The organism is Clostridium grantii DSM 8605, from assembly GCF_900129965.1.
Lineage (GTDB): Bacteria > Bacillota > Clostridia > Clostridiales > Clostridiaceae > Clostridium_AF > Clostridium_AF grantii.
The window spans coordinates 314581-335981 of the sequence record NZ_FQXM01000002.1 but is presented as its reverse complement, the minus strand read 5'-3'; the positions used below and the strand labels follow the sequence as shown (position 1 = coordinate 335981).

The window sequence follows — 21401 nt, the reverse complement described above, 5'->3', positions numbered from 1 at the left end:
CTAATTTTGAAAATATCCTTCTTTATACCAATTTTTAATATTTTTAATTATCGATACATTTCTACAATCTTCACCATATTCAAAAACAAGCGCCATTCGGTCTACTAAACTATCTTGCTTTACCATAATTTTTTTATCTTTAATCTTTGATATCATTTCATTAAAATATTTTTTCTTATTAGCATATACTTTAGAAATATCCTTATTATTAACTTTAACAACCACTTGATTAAAAGGTATTTCATTTAAAGTTTTTAATATAAATTCATTAAAAATTTTACTTTCAACTAATTCTCTCATTGCTGGATGAAAAGGGCCTGCTATTATATCTGCACCTTCATTTATTTCTTCTGTAGGTTGTAGCCCTATCCTTATTACGTTTATATCATTAGCTAAAAGCATTGAATACATAGTTTTCACAACATCTACAGTTTCTTCTAACTCATAAGGTAAATACTCTTTCATATCAAGCATTTTCTCCATATAAGTATTTTTAATTGTCAATGCTGGATATAGTCTACATAGATTAGGTTGTAGAGCTATCACTTTTTTTATTGTTTCAATATCCTTTTGAAAAGTATCTCCTGGCAAACCAATCATAATTTGTATGCCTAAAGTAAAATCAAATTCTTTTATTAACTTCACCGCTTTTACAACATCTTCTTCACTATGCCCTCGACCAGATTTTACAAGAACTTCATTATCCATGGATTGAACTCCTAGCTCAATAATATCTACAGAATAATCTTTAAGGTGATTAAGTATACTTTTATCAATGTAATCCGGTCTGGTAGAAAGATGAATTTTATCAATCAACTTTTTAGCTTTATATTCAAAAGCAACACTAAGCAATTCCCTTTGTTTTTCTAAAGGAATACCTGTAAATGTACCCCCATAAAAAGACACTTCAACAATAGAATTTTCTCTGTTAATTGTTTTCAAATAATCACTTATAGTTTTTTCAACAGAAGCCTTAGTTTCCGGAGACACACTCCCTGTAATGGAGTCTTGGTTGCAAAAGACACACTGATGTGGACAACCTTCGTGAGATACGAAGATTGGTATTATGTAATGATTTTTATGCATTATGTGCCTCCCAATTTTTCAGCGCTTCTTTTGCCGCATTTTGTTCAGCTTCTTTTTTTGAATACCCATTGCCATTTCCATAAACAAGTGAATCAACTAAAACTTCAGTATAAAAGATTCTTCTATGTGGTGGACCATCAAATTTAACTAAGTTATAGCAAATAGAGTAATCTTTAGTCTTTTGAATGGTTTCTTGTAGTTTCGTTTTGTAATCTGAAATATATCCACCACTTTGAACTAATTCAATAATCACTTTAAAATTATCAATTATAAATTTCTTAGCATTTTCATAATCCTTATCTAAATAGATTGCAGCTATTAAAGCCTCCACACAATCTGCTAAAATTGAAATTCTAGTTCGTCCTCCTGTCATCTCTTCCCCTTTACTCATTTTTATAAAAGGACCAATATCCCAATTTTGAGACACCTGAAATAACGAATCTCCACAAACTATAAGAGCTCTTTTTTTTGTTAAAAAGCCTTCCGATTCATTTACATATTTACTAAACAAATATTCTGAAATACATAATTGCAATACAGAATCTCCTAGAAATTCTAGTCTTTCGTTACATTCTACACCCTTTTGCTCATTAGTAAATGAACTATGAGTTAGTGCCTTATCTAACAATTCTATATTTTGAAAATTTAAATTTAACTTTTTCTCTAATGTTCTTAATTCATTTACTCTAGTTGCATCCATAAACTCAGCCTTTCATAGTTATAATTGATAAAATCAAAGTCCCGTTTTACGGGACTTTGATTATTCTTCTGAATGATTTGTTATATATTCTACAACATCCTTAACGGTAACCATTTTTTCTGCATCTTCATCAGGTATTTCTACTCCAAACTCATCTTCACAAGCCATTATAAGTTCAACTACATCTAAAGAATCTGCTCCTAAATCTTCTATTAAAGATGTTCCTTCTTTTATTGAATTAGCACCAACACCAAGTTGCTCAGCTATCATTTCAATAACTTTCTCTAATACCATAAAATCACCTCCATTAATCAAAATACTACACTATGATACTATTATATTCCTGAGCCTAAGTCAATAATCTTTTTCATAATATTTAAATATTATTTTCTAAACTACTTTTTATTTTATTAATAACATCATGATTATAAGCATTTAAGGCTTGCTTAATAGCATTCTTAAAAGCTCTTGAATCTGAGCTACCATGAGCTTTAATGCATATACCATCAACACCTAAAAAAGCAGCTCCACCATATTCTTTATAATCAAAATCTTTTTTGATTTTCTTAAAAACTGGCTTTAAAATTAATGCTCCTATTTTTGTTCTTGTTGTTTTTAACATTTCTTCTTTTAAAATACCAAAAATATTAGAAGCTACCCCTTCATATAATTTTAATATAGTATTTCCTGTAAATCCATCACATACTAAAACATTTACCTCACCCTTTGGTATTTCTCTAGGTTCTACATTACCCACAAAATTAACACCTGATTCTTTAAGCAAAGGATATGTAGCTTTAGTAAGTTCATTTCCTTTTTCTTCTTCCGCGCCTATATTAACTAATCCTACCGTAGGCTTTTCTATATTTAAAACATTTTTAAAATAAATCTCACCCATTTGAGCAAATTGAACCAAATTTAAAGGCTTACAGTCCGCATTAGCTCCAACATCAATAATCATAAATGGGCCTTTCTTACCCGGCATAACAGGCGCTAGAGCAGGTCTTTTAACATTATCTATCCTACCAACAATTAAAGTAGCTCCGGCAAGGAACGCTCCAGTACTTCCAGCTGATATAACCCCATCAACTTCTTTATTCTTTACCATGGTTAATGCTTTATGTATACTAGAGTCTTTTTTTCTTCTAATAGCCATTACTGGGTGCTCATTATTCCCAATAACTTCACTGGCATGAACTACTTTTATCTTATCTTTGTCATATTCATATTTATTTAACTCAGTATTTATAAGTTCCTCAGGTCCTGTAATAAATATTTCAATATCATTTTCCTTTATTGCTTCTATACAGCCAGCTACAATATCAATCGGAGCATTATCTCCACCCATTCCATCTACGGCAATTCTCATATTACATACCTTCCTTTATTAAAACTTTTTATCTTTATTATAAAACAAAAAAAGATAAAATTAAATAAAAAAAAAAAGAAAGTCATGCAGACTTTCTTTTTATTGTTCAACTTTAATTACTTCTACACCTTTGTAAAAACCACAGCTTTTACATACTCTATGCGCTAATTTCATTTCATGGCATTGTGGGCATTCAACTATTGCTGGTGCACTCAATTTGAAGTTTGATGCTCTTCTTTTGTCTCTTCTAGCTTTTGACGTTTTTCTTTTTGGATGTGCCATTTATTTTTCACCTCCTTAATTATTAGAGAAAAAATCTTTTAATTTTACAAATCTCGGATCAATGTCATCTTTGATGCAACTGCATGAAGATTTATTTAAATCATCACCACAACTTGGACATAAGCCTTTGCAGTCAGTTTTGCACAACTTTTTAATAGGTAGATTTAAAATAATATTATTTTCAATTATTTTCGAAAAATCAATTTCACTATTTTCAAAAAAGAATATTTCCTCATCTTCATTAAATTCATCTTTGGTAAATTCTTCATGAAAATCCACATTAAGTGAATATTGAAATTTTTCTAAACACCTTGAGCATGTTAATTCCATATAAGCTTCAATTTCACCCTGGAAAGCAATCAAATCTTCCACAGCTCTAAATTTTCCACTAAGGATAACTGGCTTTACAAATTTTATGTATTCCTCATCATAACTAAAATCAGTGCAATTGAATGATGTATTGATTTCTTTCTCTGTTACTTTTTTTGAAGTTAAGTCAGAAATATCAATTATCATGTGAACACCTCTATCCGTATAAATGGGCTAATGAATCCCATTAATGAATTCATTAGCCACAACTATTATAATAAAGAATAGTATAAAAAGTCAAGAATTATTTATTTTATAATGCTGAAACTATTTCTTTTGTATCTCTAGCTATCATCAATTCTTCATTTGTTGGCACTACTAAAATCTTAACTTTAGAATTTTCTGTTGAAATATCTGCCAATTTACCTCTTAATCCTTTATTAGTATCTGTGTTAAATTCAGCACCTAAATATGCTAAATCTGCACATATTGATTCTCTTGTTTCTGGACCATTTTCTCCAATACCACCAGTAAATAATATACAATCAACTCCACCCATTGCTGCAGCGTATGACCCTATATATTTTTTAACTCTATAGTGGAACATATCTAAAGCTAATATAGCTCTTTTATTACCTTCGTTAGCAGCTGCTTCTAAATCTCTAAAATCTGAACCTACTCCTGAAATTCCAAGAACCCCAGATTTTTTATTTAATGTTTCATTTGCTTCTGAAGCTGTCATACCTAATTCAGTAATCATGAAAGTAACTATAGCAGGATCAATGTCGCCACATCTAGTACCCATAACTAAACCTGCAAGAGGTGTGAAGCCCATACTTGTATCTATACACTTACCATTTTTAACTGCTGATATAGAAGCACCATTTCCTAAATGACAAGTAATAATTTTTAATTCTGACATATCTTTTCCTAAGAATGTTGCTGCTTCTTTTGCAACAAATTTATGAGAAGTTCCATGTGCACCATATCTTCTTATTTTATGTTCTTCATAAAACTCGTATGGTAATGCATACATGTAAGCTTCTTCTGGCATAGTTTGGTGGAAAGCTGTATCAAATACTGCAACCATAGGTGTTCCAGGCATTAATTCTTCACAAGCATTTATTCCAAGAATATGCGCAGGATTATGTAAAGGTGCTAATTTCACGCAATCTTCAATTACTCTCATTACGTCTTCATTTATTAATACTGAATCAGCATATTTTTCTCCACCAGAAACTATTCTATGTCCTGATGCAGAAATTTCTGATAAATCTTTTATAACCCCATGTTCTGAATCAACTAAAGCTTTTAAAACTAATTCTATAGCGATTTTATGATTAGGCATTTCTTCTTCAATTTTATACTTCTCATTGTTTGCCTTTTGGATAAGAACTGAACCTTGTATACCTATTCTTTCAACAAGACCTACCGCTAAAGCTTCTTCTGTAACCATATCAATTAATTGATATTTTAATGATGAACTTCCACAATTAACAACTAATACTTTCATAAATTACCCTCCCAATTATTAAACAAAATTTTATATTGCTTGAACTGCAGTTATAGCTACAACATTCACAATATCTTCCACGCTGCAACCTCTTGATAAATCATTTAATGGTTTTGCAAATCCTTGGCATATTGGACCAATTGCTTCTGCTCTAGCAAATCTTTCTACCAATTTATACCCAATATTTCCAGATTGTAAGTCTGGAAAAATCAAAACATTAGCTTTGCCTGCAACTTTACTGTTTGGAGCTTTTAACTCAGCTACTTTTGGTACTATAGCTGCATCTAGTTGAAGCTCTCCATCGATATCCAAATCTGGTCTCATTTCATGAGCAATGGCAGTTGCTTCTTTTACTTTATCAACCAATTCATGCTGAGCACTTCCTAATGTTGAAAATGATAGCATTGCAACTTTAGGATGCATTCCACAAAGTATTTTTGCTGAATCTGCTGTTGAAGTAGCTATATCTGCTAAATGAGTTGCATCTGGATTAGGATTAACCGCACTATCTGCAAATAATAATAATCCTTTTTCTCCATATTCACAATTTGGAATTTCCATTACAAAAAAGCTTGAAACAATTGATGCCCCAGGTGCTGTTTTGATAATTTGAAGACCTGGTCTTAACAAATCACCAGTAGTGTGTATTGCACCTGAAACCAAACCATCAACATCTCCAACCTTCAACATCATTGTACCAAAGTATACAGGGTCTTGAACAGTTTTTAAAGCTTTTTCTTCTGTAATCCCTTTATTTTTTCTTAATTCATAAAATAAATTAGCGTATTCTCTAGTTTTTTCTGAGTTATTTGGATTTATAACTGTAATTCCCTCCAAGCTAACTCCGTATTCTACTGCTTTTTCCATAATCACTTCTTCATTTCCTATAAGTACCACTTTAGCAATTTTTTCAGCAGTAATTATACCTGCTGCTTTTAAATTTCTTTCCTCCTCACCCTCTGGCAATGCAATAGTTCTTAAATTTTGTTTAGCTTTTGCTCTTACTACATCAATAAAACCCATTTTTATTATCTCCTCTCATCCATTTTCATGTATTAAATATAATATAGTATACTAAAGTGATTATACTATATTATATTTAATACTCCATAATATAATATACACCGTTTTTAAATGAAATTTCAAGACATGCTTTAATATTTGTTGTTGAATTAATAATATTTTGAAAATTTAAGGTATAATTAAAGCTAGTATTATTATTTTTAAAAATCTATATTATTATTCAGGAGTGATGAAATGAATATTACAGGTGTAATTACAGAATACAATCCCATGCATAATGGGCATGTTTATCATATCAATGAAAGCAAAAAAATAACTAACTGTGATGCAATTATTTGTGTAATGAGTGGCCATTTTGCTCAAAGAGGAATACCGACTATATTAGATAAATGGACTAGAACTGATATAGCTTTAAAAAACGGGGTAGATCTAGTAATAGAGCTTCCTGCTGTTTATAGCACCTCTTCTGCCGAGTTTTTTTCTTTTGGCTCCGTTAGTATTCTTAACAGTTTAAACTGTGTAGACAGTCTAGTATTCGGCTCTGAATGTGGGGATATTGATACTCTTAAGTTAATTGCTTCCGTTTTGACAAATGAGTCTCCCGAATTCAAAGAAAAACTAAGCTTTTACTTAAACAAAGGGCTGGCCTTTCCTAAAGCTAGAACATTGGCTTTTATCGACCTTTACAAAAACGAAACAAGTGCTAATTTGGAACAAATCATGAATTCATCTAATAATATATTAGGAATTGAATATTGTAAAGCTTTGAATAATTTAAATTCCAAAATAAACCCTGTTACTATTATGAGAAAAGGTTCTTCTTACAACGAAGAAAATCTTTATGAAAATTATTCTAGTGCAACATCCATAAGAAAATTTTTAAAAAGCGAAAAGAATACCGATATTCTTTCTTCTACTCTTCCAATAGAAACACTATTAGAACTCCAAAAAATAAAGAAATCTAATTTTGATTTCCCTAGCGAGGAAAATTTCTTTCCTTACTTAAAATACAAACTTTTATCTGATGGCAACTCCATTTTGAGAATACCTGATGCTTATGAAGGTTTAGGTAATAAAATTTTAAAAGAGATTGGACATTGCACTAATTACTCTGACTTGATAGATTCTGTTAAATCAAAGCGTTACACTCGCACTAGGATAAATAGAATTTTGTGTCAATACTTATTAAATTTTGATTCTTATGATTTAGCTAGATTAAGAAAAACACCTGCTCCCTATGCTAGAATCTTAGGTTTTAATAAAAAAGGAAGGGAAATTCTATCTATAATAAAAAAAAGCAGTGATATTCCTTTGATTTCTAAAGTTCCATCCAAAACCCAAGATGAAATACTTTTATTAGACCTTCATTCAACTAAAATATATAGCTTATTTAATAGTAAAATTTCTTATAACGATGATTTTTTAAAAAAACCAATAATTTCTATTTAAAAGGATAGGCCATAAGCCTATCCTTTTTTATCATAAATTCTATCATAATTAAGCTTTCTCAAAATATATTTATACTATAAAATAATATTAAAGGGGCTTATATGTTTTATTTCTTCTGTTTTTTATTAATATTGATATTTACTTCATTTCTTTTTCTTTATATGAATATGGGAGTAAAACTAAATTTAAATATAGTTATTACTTTTATATCCACTTTAATGATTTTATCTATAATTATTAACCCTAAAATCTGCTTAACTTCAGGTTTGCAGGGATTAAATCTGTTTATAAAATCTGTTTTCCCTTCTCTTTTTCCTTTTTTGGTTATTATTAATTTAATGATTAGTTTTAAAGGAGTAGATATATATGCTTCAATTCTTGGAGGAGTGTTATGCAAGCCTTTAAGACTTCCTAGAAATTGCTCAATTGTTGTAATGGTTAGTTTTTTATGTGGTTATCCTCTTGGTGCAAAATTTGCAGTAGATTTATACACAAAAAAAGAAATCGATTATTCAACCTGCCAACGTTTAATAGCTATTGCTTCAAATCCCAGCCCCTTATTTGTTATAGGCTTTATAGGTGTTAACTTATTAGGAAACCCTTTTTTAGGATATGTATTATTATTGTCCACCTATATTTCCTGTTTGATTATGTCTTTTATTCTAAAACCAAATAAAGAAAAATCTTTTTATCAATCATTTAAACAAAACAAAAAATTAGTTAACGAAAACTCTTCACCAAATACCCATAAAATAGGTGCAGCTTTAAAAGATGCAATACATAACGGCATAATTACTTGTTTAGATATAGGTGGTTTCATAGTATTTTTCTCAGTAATAATTAGTATAATAAAAAACAATACCCTTTTGGATATTGTTTTAAATAAAATTTCCTATGTAATTCCTTTAAATGTAGATTTTATTGAATCCTCTTTGTTAGGTATAATTGAAATAACTAATGGTTGTAATGAATTAAATTCACTTTCAATTAATCCTCAATGGAAAATTATTCTTATAAGCTTTCTTTTGGGATTTAGCGGTTTATCAATAATTGCTCAAGTTAGCTCTTTTATTGCACCATATAACTTTTCCATAAAAATATATATTAAAAATAAACTACTTCAGGGGTTTTTATGTAGCATAATTTCTTTAATCCTACTGAAAGTAGATATATTTAACTTAAGTGAAAATGTATTTAATTATACATCAAAAAACCCACACTCATTTTATGGAATTTATGTAGTAATCATTCTTGCTTTTTTTTCATTATTTATAATAAAAAAATTATTTAACCGTATCTCTTAGCTCTTTTATGTTAGCTCTAACTGTTGCGGACAAAGAGAAAATTTCATTGTCTAAATGTTTCAAATAATTTTCACTTTGTTCTTTTATAGCTAAAAGCATTTGATCACCTTTTTCACTAAGTTCTTTATCTAAATCACATAAAATTTCATCAGCATAATCTTTTGCATTAAGCCTCATGTTTTTAGCCTCTCTTCTTGCCGAAGAAATTATTTCTTCTGCTTTTACAGTGGCTTCTTTAATTATATCGTGGTTTTCAATTTCTCTTCTTAGCATATCATATGTTTCGCTTTTGTATGCTTCTGACTCATCCTTTGCTTCCTGCAAAATTCTTTCTTTTTCCTGACTTATCCACTGTGCTTTTTTAAATTCATCTGGAAGGTAGTTTATTATTTCTTCTACAACCTCTAGTAGTTCTTTTTTATCTACCATAGCTTTTCCCATGATAGGAACATTTTGTGATGTTTCTATTAATTCTTGTAAATATTGCAACAATTTTATAACTTCCATGCTATCACCCTATTTATTCAAAATTTTATTCACGACATCATCAATAATTTCTTTTGGTACTAAATCATTTAAATCTCCGCCAAACTTTGCTACTTGTTTTACAGAACTAGAACTTAAATAGGAATACTGAGCGCTAGTCATCATAAAAACCGTTTCTATTGTGGGACTTAATTTTCTATTCATAAGCGCCATTTGAAATTCATATTCGAAATCAGTTACAGCCCTAAGTCCTTTTATAATTACATTCAATTCTCTTTCTTTCATATAATTAACTAATAATCCATGAAAAGCCTTAACTTTCACATTGGGAATATTTTTTGTTACTTTTTCAATTAATACTTTTCTTTCTTCTATATCAAACAAACCTTTTTTTTCAGGATTTATTAAAACCAATACTACTAATTCATCAAACATTTTGGAGGCTCTTTTTATTATATCCAAATGCCCTTCAGTAATTGGATCGAAACTACCTGGATATACTGCAACTCTCATTTAATCCTCCTTGTATCTATAAAAACAAACTGTTGTATTACCATATTTTCTTGCGTCAACTAAAGTTATTTCTTCATTTCCATTATATATATCTTCGCCAGAATCAATTTTTGTAACAATCAAACCATCCTTTTGAAGAATATGTTTTTCAGTAATTATCTCTACTGCCAAAGGAATCATTTCCTTTGCATATGGTGGGTCTATAAAGATTAAATCAAATATTATTTTTTTTCTACTCAAATCTTTCAAAGCACCATATGAATCCATATTCAAAGCTGTACATTCTTCTTGAAAATTCAAATTATTAATATTTTGACACAAGAATTTAAATGTTGTAGGATGTTGATCAACTAAGTAGCATTTTTTTGCTCCTCTACTTACTGCTTCCAAACCCAGACTTCCAGTACCCGCAAAAACATCTAGGGCTATAGCATCTACCACATCATTTTGTATTATATTAAAAATATTTTCTTTTACTCTATCTAACGTGGGCCTTGTTTGCATCCCATCTGGGGGAAGCAAATTTTTCCCTTTAGCTTTTCCTGCTATTACTCTCACTTAATTTTCCTCCTTAAGTACGATAACTTTCAATTTATTTTAACACATATTACTAAGTTATACAAAATATAATTTACATTAAAAACGTCTTTTAAATTCATCTTGTTAATTCATTATTAATTGAAACAAATAAGTTTTTTCTCACTTTCTAATCTTTGTGCGATACTTGTTTTAAGCAGAATATCTTCTTCTTTTGCGCTTTTCATTATTTTTTTAGCTTCTTCCGAAGCACAAATCAATATTTTCATGTCATCAATAGGATTTGCTAACATGAAATTTTCATCTCCATGTTGCTTTATTCCAAATACTTGACCACTACCCCTAATCTTCAAATCTTGTTCTGCTATATAAAATCCATCATTACTTTTCACCATAGTTTCCATTCTTTGTTTTGTAACTTGACTTTTACCATCAGCAATTAAATAACAATATGATTTATATTTTCCTCTTCCTACTCTCCCCCTTAATTGATGCAATTGAGATAATCCAAATCTTTCTGCATCTTCAATTATCATCACAGTAGAGTTTGGCACATTAACCCCAACTTCAATAACGGTAGTAGATACCAAAACATCTATCTCTTTATTTTTGAATCTCTCCATTATTGCGTCTTTTTCTTTTTGCTTCATCTTACCATATAAACTTTCAATCACAAAGCCCTTTAAGTTATTACTTCTCAATTCTTCTGATAGTTGTTGAACTGAGTTTAATTCCATTGTTTCATTTTCTTCAACTAAAGGACAAACCACATACCCTTGCCTACCTTCTTTTAATTCCATTGATAATAAGTCATAAACTTTTCCTTTTTCCTTTTTGCTAAACCAAAAGGTATCAATTTTTTTTCTACCAGGAGGCAATTTATCTATTATAGATACATCTAAATCGCCATAGAGGCATAAGGAAAGTGTTCTCGGAATAGGTGTAGCACTCATAACTAAAACGTCAGTATTTACTCTTTTATTGTATAATCTTGCTCTTTGATTTACTCCAAATCTATGTTGCTCATCAGTAACTATTATACCCAAATTTTCAAATTCCACATTATCTTCAATTAAAGCATGAGTTCCAATAACTAAATCTAATTCACCTGCTTTAAGTTTTTCTTTTATACTAATTTTTTCTTTATTAGAGGTACTACTAGCTAAAAAAGCAATTCTTACGGAAAAATCTTTTAAAATTTCAATAAAATCTAAATAATGTTGTTTTGCTAATATTTCAGTAGGGGCCATCATAACTGCTTGATATCCATTAAAAATAGCATTAAAAATAACAATAAGCGCTACCACTGTTTTTCCAGATCCAACATCTCCTTGAAGTAATCTATTCATAGCCACCGGTTTTTTACTATCTATCAAAATTTCTCTAACCGCCTTACTTTGAGCTTCCGTTAATTGAAATGGTAATTTTTCTTTTAAATTAATTAATTCTGGTGCAATTTTAAAAGGAATACCTTGGTTATTTAATAAACGTTTTTCTTTCATAACTCCAATTTTAATGGAATAAGCAAAAAGTTCTTGAAATTTTAATCTATCTGTAGCTAATTTTAATTCTTCTTTTGTATCTGGCTTATGAATTTTTCTTATAGCAAAATCCAAGGAGCATAAAGAAAACTTACTTAATAATTCTTGGGGTAAATTTTCATTAATTACAAAAGAATTTAATGCTTCATTTGTATATTTATAGAAAAAATTATTTGTAAGTCCTTTTGTTAACTGATATTTTGGCGAGATACTATTTCCACTTTTATCTCTTCCTAAAATCTTAGCATTCATTAAGACTCTAGAACCATTTTTTTGAATTTTTATAGTTCCTGAGAGATTATAGCTGTTGTTAACTAAAAATCCTTTTTTAATATAAGGTTGATTAAACCATTTTGCAATAAAAGTTGTTTCTCCATCATTTAAAACTATAGATGAAATAATCATATTTCCTTTAACCCTAATGTCTTTATTAATACTTTCTACCAAGCACTCTAAAGATATTTTTTCTTTATCTTCACAATTAGAAATCTTTTTATTTAAAGATAAAGTTTCATAGTCAGTGGGAAAATATAAAATTAAATCCAAAATAGTTTTTATATTTAACTTATTTAATAATTGAGCTGTTTTTTTCCCAACTCCTTTTAAATTTTCAATATTATCGCTTATATTCATGAAATAAACCTCACTCTTTTTACTTTAGACAAAAAAAAGCCCAAGGGCTTTTTTTTACTCAGCTGAAACTATGAAATAATATAAAGGTTGTTCTCCATTGAAACTTTGAACATCAATATCCTCATATTTTTCTTCTAATTGAGCTATTAATTCATTAACTTTTTCCTCATCACAGTCTTTACCATAAAAAACTGTTAATAGTTCTGTTTCATCATTTACTAAATTATTTATAAGATCTTTAGTAACAGCGTATACTTCATCACCAATTTCTGAAATTTTACCTTCTATTAGTCCTAAAATATTACCCTCTTTTATTTCTCTTCCGTCCATTTCAGTATCTCTCACAGCATAAGTAACAGAAGCTGTTTTTACAGTGGTGATTGCTTCTTTCATATTTTCTAAATTTTCTTCAACTGAAGATTCTAGATTAAATTCTGTCACAGCTGTAATTCCTTGAGGAATTGTTTTTGACGGTATAACAAAAACATTTTTTTCTGATAATTCTCTTGCTTGTTCTGCTGCCATAATAATATTTTTATTATTTGGTAATATAAATATATTTCTAGCATTTATTTTTTCAATTCTATCAAGAATATCTTGAGTGCTTGGGTTCATAGTCTGTCCGCCTTCAATAACAGAGTCTACTCCAATATCATTGAAGATTGCTTTCAACCCTTCACCCATAACCACAGTTACAAAACCATATTCTTTTTCCTCTTCAATACTTTGTGTTTCTTCTTTTTCTTCTATAAGTTCGCTTGCATATTCAGCTTCAAGTATTTCCCTATGTTCTTCTCTCATATTATCAATTTTGATTTTAGAAAGTTCTCCAAGCTTAACAGCTTCTGAAAGAACCCAACCTGGGTCATTTGTATGTATATGAGTTTTTATTATATCATCCATTGCAATAACTATCATTGAGTCTCCAACAGGATTCAATGTATTCTTGAATGATTCTTGAAAATTAACTGCATCTTTAACTTTAATAAAAAACTCAGTACAATAGCCAAATTTAATAGAATCAGGGTCAATTTTACTTTGAGCAGAAACCAATCCTCCAGCTGCACCTTCTACACTATCTTCTATTTCAACTTGCAAATCTTCTGATAATACTTCAAGCATTCCTTTTAAAATAATTAATAAACCCATACCACCTGAATCCACTACCTTAGCTTCTTTTAATGCTGGAAGCATTTCTGGCGTTTTGTTTAAAACTTCTTCACTATAATTACATACTTCTTTTAAAAGTTTTGTAATATCCACTTCTTCACTTTCAACAGCTTTTTCACCAGCGGCTCTAATGATAGTTAGAATAGTTCCTTCTATAGGTCTCATTACAGCTTTATAAGCAAATTTTGATCCTTCTAATAGGGCCTCAGCTAATTGTAATGAATCAACTTGGTCATACCCTTCTAATCCTTTTGCAATCCCTCTAAATATTTGTGATAATATTACTCCAGAGTTACCTCTTGCTCCCATCAATGAACCTCTAGATATCAACCTAGAAACTTCACTAATGGACTTAGAATCACTTTTTTTAATTTCTTCTGCTGCGCTTCTAAAAGTCATTGACATGTTCGTTCCAGTGTCACCATCAGGTACGGGAAATACATTTAAAGAGTTAACATACTCTTTCTGTCTTTCTAATTTATTAGATGCGTTAATAACCATATTTTTAAGTTTCGTTCCATCTATCTTTAAATATTCCAATTTTAGTACCCCCTATACTCTTACACCTTGAACATTAACTGTAACACTTGATACTTTCAATCCTGTATAGCTTTCTAAATTGTATTTAATCTTTTGAATTATATTATTCGCTATAACTGAAATTTTAGTTCCATATTCTACAATAACATATAGTTCAATGCTTATAACATTATTTTTATTATGAATTTTTACCCCTTTACTAAAATTTTCTCCTTTTAGTAATTCCCAAAATCCATCAGTTGCATTTTTTGAAGCCATGCCTACCACTCCATAGCATTCCATAGTAGATAAACCTACTATATCTGCTAATACTTCCTCTGAATAATGTATTGCGCCAAAATCATTGGAAAGTTCCATCATATATATCTTCCTCCTTAATACTCATACATAGTATTTATTGTATATTATTATAGTACTTTAATCAAGAAAAGTTAAGTATAATTTTATCCATTATTATTTATTACCTCTTTTTTTCGTAATATAATAGATAATTTTTAAGATTATTTAATTTAAGCATTCTCTTTATTTGATTTATGTGCTATAATCATTGAGTGCTACACTAAAATAAAAATTAAGTAAATTTTAAATTTTGTTTGCATTTTTATTCTTATCTGTGGTAAAATATTAGACGGTACATAGATAGGTATTATCTTTATGACAGGAGGTGTCTTTAATGTCTAAAAGTTGTGATATATGCGGAAAAGGTGTAATTTCTGGCGTTCAGTACAGCCATTCTCATCGTCAATCAAAGAGAAAATGGGCTCCAAACGTAAGAAAAGTAAAAGCTGTTGTCAACGGAACCCCAAAAACATTAAAAGTTTGTACTAGATGCTTACGTTCTGGTAAAATTCAAAGAGCGGTTTAGTACTAAAGATAAAAAATGCAATTGAATTCAATTGCATTTTTTATTTTTTTATAAACACTTTGAGTATAGATGCTATAAACTTAGGCATTTTGATAGCAACAATTTTCATATTATCCTCCTAGAATTGCTGAAAATAAAACATACCTTTTATAATATGTTTCATTCTTTTATTTGTTACTTTTTTTAATCTCTAGAAAAAAATATCAACAAGTCCCCTTTTTCAAACTCAATAGTCACCTTTTCTTCTTGAAATTCGTTAGAGATTGTAAGACCATCTCCTATCTTTAAATTATAGTCTTTTAAATCATATTTAGAACCTTTTATATTTAATCTATAGATTTCATTTTTGTATGGCATCAATGAAAATTTTTCTTTTTCACTTCCTTTAATAATAATACTTTTATCCACCATAAAGATTTCATTATTATTGTCCTTAATAAAAGCCTTAATTCCTTTTTTCATAGATTTATATAATAAAGTTAGACTTCCAAAAAAATGATCAATTCTAGTGCCTGTACAACCCAAAAATACTATTTCTTCAGCATTATTCTCAAAAGCAATATTCATAGCAAGTTCACTATCTGTAAAATCTTTTTCTGGTGGAAATTTTAAGATATTACATTTTTCATTTTCATAAAACTTCAATACATCTAAATTGATTGAATCAAAATCACCTACTAAGTAATGGGGTACAATTTTATGCTTATATAAGTGATTAGCACCGCTATCTGCACATATAATTAAATCTGCATTATTTATTTCTTTCGTTAACAAAGAAAAAGAGGGTGCTACCCCTCCTGAAATGATTAATACTTTCATGCTAGTTTCTCCATCAGTTCATCAATATTTTTCTTTATCTCCCCATTTTTGAAAACTCCAGATCCAGCCACTAATAAATTTGCTCCACAAGAAGCTACTTTTTTGATTGTATCACTGTTTACTCCGCCATCTACTTGTATCAATAAATCTTTATTATATTTATCTGAAAGTTCTTTAACTTCTCTTATTTTATCTGAACAATATTCAATATATTTTTGCCCACCAAAACCTGGATTTACACTCATAATAAGTACAAGATCTAACTTTGGAATTAAATGTTTTATGGATGATACTGGCGTTGCCGGATTAAGAGAAACTCCTGCCTTCATACCAAAACTTTTAATATAATCAATTGTTCTATCCAAATGTCTCTCTGCTTCATAGTGAACTGTTAAAATATCTGCACCTGCTTTATAGAAATCCTCTACAAATTTAGAAGGGTTTTCAATCATTAAATGAACATCAAAAGTCATTTTTGTAATGGGTCTTAATGCTTCTATTACCGGAAATCCGAATGAAATATTAGGTACAAAACTTCCATCCATCACATCTATATGGATTACCTCGATATTATTGTTTTCTAACTCTTTAATATCCTTCTCTAAGTTCTTAAAATCTGCTGACAGTATTGACGGAGCAATTCTTACCATCTTTTGTTTCCCCCTTTTTCATATTCTTCTAATAGTCTGAGATAAAAATTATATCTATTTTCATTTATTTCACCTTGTTCTACAGCCTCTTTTACTGCACAAGAAGGTTCTTTAAAATGCATACATCCTTTGAAACGACATTCTTCTATAAAAGATCTAAATTCCGGAAAATATTGTTGAATTTCTTGTTTCTCATCAAATGTTATATCCAGGTTTGAAAATCCAGGTGTATCAACAACTAGACCGCTTTCTACACTTAAAAGCTCACTATGTCTCGTAGTATGTTTCCCTCTTCTTAATCTATCACTAATTTTCCCTGTTTCCATGGCTTCATAGCCTGCAATTATATTTAATATTGTTGACTTACCAACACCAGAAGGTCCACAAAATACAGAAATATTATCTTTCAAACGTTTTTTAATTTCCTCTATTCCTAATCCTTCTTTTGCATTTAGTATTAAAGTATCATACCCTGCTGATTTAACCATTTCAATAGCAATATTATTAGCATAATCATTGTCTAAATCAACTTTATTGAAACAAACAACTACATCTATATCGTTCATTTCACATTGTATTAGAAACTTATTTAATAAATCAACATTAATATCAGGATGTTTTACTGCAAAAACTACAAAAGCTTTTGAAATATTTGATACTATGGGTCTTTTTAAAATATTTTTTCTTTCATAGATATCTTCAATAGTACCCTTCATATTATCCATAACAGAAATTCTAACTCTGTCCCCAACCACGGGACTTTCACCTGTATTTCTGAATTTTCCCCTTGCCTTGCACTCAAATACTTCCTCATTCACTTTTACATAATAAAATCCTGCAATTCCTTTTATAATTATTCCGTCCATATTTTCTCCTATTCCTAAGGATTAGTGGCTTGAACTGCATTATCACCTGATTCTGCATCTTCCGGTTCACTTTCAACTATAATTGTGCTTCCTTTTTCAATTTTTGTATTTACAGCAACGTTTTGTGAAACAATAATATAATTATTTTCCCCATCAAAAGATAAAACTAATCCTAATTTATCAAGAGTTAATTTTGCCTCGGATATACTTTTACCTACAATGTTTGGAACACTTACCATATCTGCTTTATAAACATAATATGTTAATCCTATTTCCGTATTAATAGCTACCTGGGAATCACTTTGTATACTTTGAAGTACAACTTTATTATCAAGTTCCTTATCTGTAGTACTCACTTCATTTACTGTACCTAAAGCAAGTTTGGCTTTACCTATTAAAGCTACAGCTTCTTCATATTTTTTATCAATTAGGTTTGGAACATATGTTTTTTCTATTCCTCCACCTTCACTTACAATCAAATCAATAGTATCCCCTGGTTTTGCTTCTACATTTGCATTCAAACTTTGACTTATAACAAAGTTCTTTTCAATAGTTTCATTTTGAACATAATCTATTTTACCTACTATTAATCCCAAATCTTGAATAGTTGTTTTTGCTTGCTCAATCTCACTATTAACCACATTTGGAACGGTTATAGTTTCTACCCCCAAACTAACTAATACTTTTACCTCAGTTACCTCTTGTACATCAACTTCTGTTCCTTCATAAGGATAACATTGAGTTATAGTCCCCTTTTCTTTAGGACTTTCCACTTCTGTTATCACCATTTTTAAGCCTAATTTTTCTAACTCAATTTTCGCTTCCTCACTTTGCATACCAACTATATTAGGAATCATCACCTTTTGTATGCCACTTTTTTCAACATCATTTCCACTTGCTCCTGATATTATATATGCCGCAAAGAAAACCAGAATTGCTGCAATAACTACTCCTATAGTTCCTAGTATGATTTTCTTTTTATTAGTTTGTGGCATTATAAATTCATCCTCAAACTTTTTATCCTTTTCTGTTTCTTTTATTTTATCAAAATTAGAATCATTTTTAACTATAGGTATAATCCTTGTCATTTCATCTTCATTCACAAAATTTATATCATAGTTAGGATTATTTTTAACTTTAATTAAATCATTTAGAATTTCACTAGCTGTATGATATCTTTTAAATTTTTCTTTTTCTAATGACTTTAATATAATATTATTCAAAGCATTTGGTATGTTCTTATTTATGTTAATAGGTGGCTCTACATCTTCTTGAATATGTTTTAAAGCAACCGCAATAGGACTATCCGCATTAAAAGGAACTTTTCCTGTTACCATTTCATACATAACAACACCAAGAGAATATATATCCGTTTTACAGTCAACTACATTTCCTTTTGCTTGTTCAGGAGAAATATAGTGTGCAGAACCTACGATTCTATCAGAATTAGTTATAGTAGAAGATGTAGTTGCCTTTGCAATACCAAAATCCGCCACTTTAACATTACCTTCTGTTGTTATTAAAATATTATGCGGCTTTATATCTCTGTGAATTATATTTTTCCCATGAGCACATTTTAAAGCCGATGCAATTTGCACCGAGATGTCTAATGCTTTATCATAATTCATAACTCCAGCTTCTTTGATAAAGTTTTTCAGATTAGTACCCTCAACATACTCCATAATAATGTAAATGAGATTTTTATCGTTTCCTATATCGTATATATTAACGATATTATCATGAGATAAAACCGCAATGGCCAAAGCTTCATCTTTAAATTTTTCCACAAATTCCTCATTTTCATAAAACTGACTTTTTAAAACTTTTATTGCAACATATCTTTGAAGAAGATTACACTTAGCTTTGTAAACTTCGGCCATACCACCCTCTCCAATTTTTTCCACAATCTCGTATCTATTATCCAATATAGTACCAATCATCTAACTATCTCCTCTGCATAAAATTACGGATATATTATCTCTACTACCCATCTCTAAGCTTTTAATAAAAATATTATTACAAACTTCACTGCCATCATAACTTTTAATTATACTTAATATTTCTTCGTTAGTTAATACATTCGAAGCTCCATCAGTACACAATAATATATCCGTAATATCACAAGAATCTATTTTGTAAATATCTACTTCTACATCTTTACTTGTACCTAAAGCTCTTGTAATAATATTTTTACTTGGGTGTACTTTTCCCTCTTCTTCAGTTATTGCTCCAGAATCCACTAATTCCTGCACTAAAGAATGATCCTTTGTTATAAGACTTATTTCATTGTTCTTAACAACATAACATCTACTATCTCCTACATTAGCTATATAAATAAAATCATTAATTATGATGCTCACTGTTATAGTTGTACCCATACCTGAATAATCTAAGCTTTCACTTGATTTTTTAAAAATTTCCTCATTAGCCATTTTAACCGCAGTTATAAGTTCTTTTTCCACGTTAGGTTCTTTTATTTGATTTATATAACTCAACAAAGTTTCTACCGCTATCTTACTAGCAATTTCCCCCGCATTGTGGCCACCCATTCCATCTGCTATTACTAATAAACTTGAATCCTCATGAAAAGCACAGCCTACGTAGTCTTCATTTATCTCTCTAAAATTTCCTTTTTCAGATATTTTATATACCTTCCAATGTTTGTTTTGGATTTTCATTCATTGTTTACCCCTTATAATAATATTTAAGAAAAGTTTTCCATATGATTTCTCCTAAGTTGTCCACATGCTCCATCTATATCTTCGCCCATCTTTCTTCGTATAGTTGTCTCAATACCATTTTGAATTAAAGTATTTTTAAACATCTCTATGGACAAAGAGTCAGATTTTTTATATGTGTTTTCTTTTATTTCATTTACACTTATAAGATTTACATGGCTAGGAAACTTATTTAATAGTTTGCTCAATGATAAAGCATCTTCTTTACTATCGTTAACCCCTTTTATTAATGCATATTCAAAAGATATTCTTCTTTTAGTTTTATTATAGTAATATTCACAACTATCTATTATTTCTTTAATAGTATATTTTCTTGCAATTGGCATCATATCTGCTCTGCTATCATCTTTAGGAGAATGTAAAGAAATAGCTAATGTTATTTGATATTCTAAATCTGCTAATTCATATATTTTAGGTACAATTCCGCAGGTTGACATTGTAATATGCCTTGCACCTATATATAGGCTTTCTTTTGAATTTAATATCTCAATAAATTTTATTACATTATCAAAATTATCTAATGGCTCTCCGCTACCCATTAAAACTACATTTGATATTCTATCATTTATATTGTTTTGCGCCACTAAAATTTGACCTATAATTTCACCGGGTGTTAAATTCCTTACCATTCCCCCTATTGCAGAGGCACAAAAACTACACCCCATTCTACATCCTACTTGAGTTGAAACACATATAGAATATCCATATTTGTATTGCATTATTACAGATTCAATTATGTTTCCATCTTCTAACTTTAATAAAAGTTTTTTAGTCCCATCTTTTTCAGACTTTTGTTCTTTAATAATGTTTGGTAAATATAAGCTTAATTCTTTAGAAATATTTCCTCGTGTTTTTTCAGAAATATTTTTCATATTTTCATAGTTAAACACACTGCTTTTATATATCCACTGAAAAATTTGTTTTGCTCTAAATTTACTTTCATTGTTTTCTAACATCCAAGCTGATAATTCTTCTAAATTGAAATCAAGAATATTTTTCATAATCATC

Annotated in this window: 23 protein-coding genes; 3 read left to right on the top strand and 20 right to left on the bottom strand. The window is 29.4% G+C overall.

The genetic code is table 11. From position 1 onward, the window contains the following. From BUB83_RS01510 to pta, 8 genes are all read right to left on the bottom strand, one after another. Complete coding sequence (locus BUB83_RS01510; protein WP_073336268.1) at positions 1-1086, bottom strand: elongator complex protein 3; 1086 nt, start codon at positions 1084-1086, stop codon at positions 1-3. After that, positions 1079-1786, bottom strand: coding sequence for a ribonuclease III (rnc, locus tag BUB83_RS01505; protein WP_073336266.1), 708 nt, complete (start codon positions 1784-1786; stop codon positions 1079-1081). Before rnc ends, BUB83_RS01510 begins: the two co-directional genes overlap by 8 nt. 60 nt (positions 1787-1846) lie before the next feature. Continuing rightward, entirely contained in the window at positions 1847-2080 is a 234-nt protein-coding gene (gene acpP, locus BUB83_RS01500) for an acyl carrier protein (protein WP_073336264.1), read from the bottom strand. Between the two features lie 82 nt (positions 2081-2162). Continuing rightward, complete coding sequence (gene plsX, locus BUB83_RS01495; RefSeq protein ID WP_073336262.1) at positions 2163-3155, bottom strand: phosphate acyltransferase PlsX; 993 nt, start codon at positions 3153-3155, stop codon at positions 2163-2165. Positions 3156-3254: 99 nt separating this feature from the next. Beyond that, a complete protein-coding gene (rpmF, locus tag BUB83_RS01490) occupies positions 3255-3437 on the bottom strand; it encodes a 50S ribosomal protein L32 (RefSeq protein ID WP_073336260.1) in 183 nt (60 codons plus the stop codon). 15 nt (positions 3438-3452) lie between these two features. Next, a complete protein-coding gene (locus BUB83_RS01485; RefSeq protein WP_073336258.1) occupies positions 3453-3953 on the bottom strand; it encodes a YceD family protein in 501 nt (166 codons plus the stop codon). Between the two features lie 106 nt (positions 3954-4059). Then, on the bottom strand, positions 4060-5259 hold the full coding sequence (locus BUB83_RS01480; RefSeq protein WP_073336256.1) for an acetate kinase: 1200 nt from the start codon (positions 5257-5259) through the stop codon (positions 4060-4062). Positions 5260-5289: 30 nt separating this feature from the next. Next, on the bottom strand, positions 5290-6282 hold the full coding sequence (pta, locus tag BUB83_RS01475) for a phosphate acetyltransferase (protein WP_073336254.1): 993 nt from the start codon (positions 6280-6282) through the stop codon (positions 5290-5292). A 234-nt stretch (positions 6283-6516) separates the two neighbouring features. Here pta and BUB83_RS01470 point away from each other — a divergent pair, with 234 nt between their 5' ends. After that, a complete protein-coding gene (locus BUB83_RS01470; RefSeq protein ID WP_073336252.1) occupies positions 6517-7731 on the top strand; it encodes a nucleotidyltransferase in 1215 nt (404 codons plus the stop codon). A gap of 101 nt (positions 7732-7832) precedes the next feature. Beyond that, the gene (ylbJ, locus tag BUB83_RS01465; RefSeq protein ID WP_073336250.1) at positions 7833-9035 is read left to right on the top strand and encodes a sporulation integral membrane protein YlbJ; all 1203 of its coding nucleotides are present in this window, start codon (positions 7833-7835) and stop codon (positions 9033-9035) included. On the opposite strand, the gene BUB83_RS01460 is transcribed toward ylbJ, so the two are convergent. The 6 genes from BUB83_RS01460 to BUB83_RS01435 form a co-directional block, all read right to left on the bottom strand. Beyond that, positions 9015-9542: an ATPase gene (locus BUB83_RS01460; protein WP_073336248.1), complete on the bottom strand. Its 528-nt coding sequence runs from the start codon at positions 9540-9542 to the stop codon at positions 9015-9017. The two genes, ylbJ and BUB83_RS01460, sit on opposite strands and share 21 nt — an antisense overlap. 9 nt (positions 9543-9551) lie before the next feature. Then, the gene (gene coaD / locus BUB83_RS01455; protein ID WP_073336246.1) at positions 9552-10034 is read right to left on the bottom strand and encodes a pantetheine-phosphate adenylyltransferase; all 483 of its coding nucleotides are present in this window, start codon (positions 10032-10034) and stop codon (positions 9552-9554) included. Then, positions 10035-10592: a 16S rRNA (guanine(966)-N(2))-methyltransferase RsmD gene (gene rsmD / locus BUB83_RS01450; protein WP_073336244.1), complete on the bottom strand. Its 558-nt coding sequence runs from the start codon at positions 10590-10592 to the stop codon at positions 10035-10037. Positions 10593-10708: 116 nt separating this feature from the next. Continuing rightward, on the bottom strand, positions 10709-12745 hold the full coding sequence (gene recG, locus BUB83_RS01445) for an ATP-dependent DNA helicase RecG (RefSeq protein ID WP_073336242.1): 2037 nt from the start codon (positions 12743-12745) through the stop codon (positions 10709-10711). A gap of 54 nt (positions 12746-12799) precedes the next feature. Next, positions 12800-14455, bottom strand: a complete 1656-nt coding sequence (locus BUB83_RS01440; RefSeq protein WP_073336240.1) for a DAK2 domain-containing protein — start codon at positions 14453-14455, stop codon at positions 12800-12802. A gap of 12 nt (positions 14456-14467) precedes the next feature. Further along, a complete protein-coding gene (locus BUB83_RS01435; protein WP_423231134.1) occupies positions 14468-14815 on the bottom strand; it encodes an Asp23/Gls24 family envelope stress response protein in 348 nt (115 codons plus the stop codon). A 313-nt stretch (positions 14816-15128) separates the two neighbouring features. On the opposite strand from BUB83_RS01435, the gene rpmB reads away from it, so the two are divergent. Continuing rightward, positions 15129-15320 carry a 50S ribosomal protein L28 gene (gene rpmB, locus BUB83_RS01430; RefSeq protein WP_073336238.1) on the top strand — a complete coding sequence of 64 codons (192 nt, stop codon included), beginning with the start codon at positions 15129-15131 and terminating at the stop codon, positions 15318-15320. Positions 15321-15503: 183 nt separating this feature from the next. On the opposite strand, the gene BUB83_RS01425 is transcribed toward rpmB, so the two are convergent. From BUB83_RS01425 to rlmN, 6 genes are read right to left on the bottom strand one after another with little or no spacing between them, the layout of a single operon-like run. After that, positions 15504-16139, bottom strand: a complete 636-nt coding sequence (locus BUB83_RS01425) for a thiamine diphosphokinase (RefSeq protein ID WP_073336236.1) — start codon at positions 16137-16139, stop codon at positions 15504-15506. Further along, complete coding sequence (gene rpe / locus BUB83_RS01420; protein ID WP_073336234.1) at positions 16136-16789, bottom strand: ribulose-phosphate 3-epimerase; 654 nt, start codon at positions 16787-16789, stop codon at positions 16136-16138. Before rpe ends, BUB83_RS01425 begins: the two co-directional genes overlap by 4 nt. Then, complete coding sequence (gene rsgA, locus BUB83_RS01415; RefSeq protein WP_073336232.1) at positions 16783-17655, bottom strand: ribosome small subunit-dependent GTPase A; 873 nt, start codon at positions 17653-17655, stop codon at positions 16783-16785. The genes rpe and rsgA overlap by 7 nt, the downstream gene beginning before the upstream one ends. Before the next feature lie 14 nt (positions 17656-17669). Next, positions 17670-19595: a Stk1 family PASTA domain-containing Ser/Thr kinase gene (pknB, locus tag BUB83_RS01410; RefSeq protein WP_073336230.1), complete on the bottom strand. Its 1926-nt coding sequence runs from the start codon at positions 19593-19595 to the stop codon at positions 17670-17672. Then, positions 19596-20333 (bottom strand): Stp1/IreP family PP2C-type Ser/Thr phosphatase, encoded by a 738-nt coding sequence (locus BUB83_RS01405; protein WP_073336228.1) that lies wholly within the window; start codon positions 20331-20333, stop codon positions 19596-19598. 26 nt (positions 20334-20359) lie between these two features. Next, positions 20360-21394, bottom strand: coding sequence for a dual-specificity RNA methyltransferase RlmN (gene rlmN / locus BUB83_RS01400; protein WP_073336226.1), 1035 nt, complete (start codon positions 21392-21394; stop codon positions 20360-20362). Positions 21395-21401: the final 7 nt, after the last annotated feature.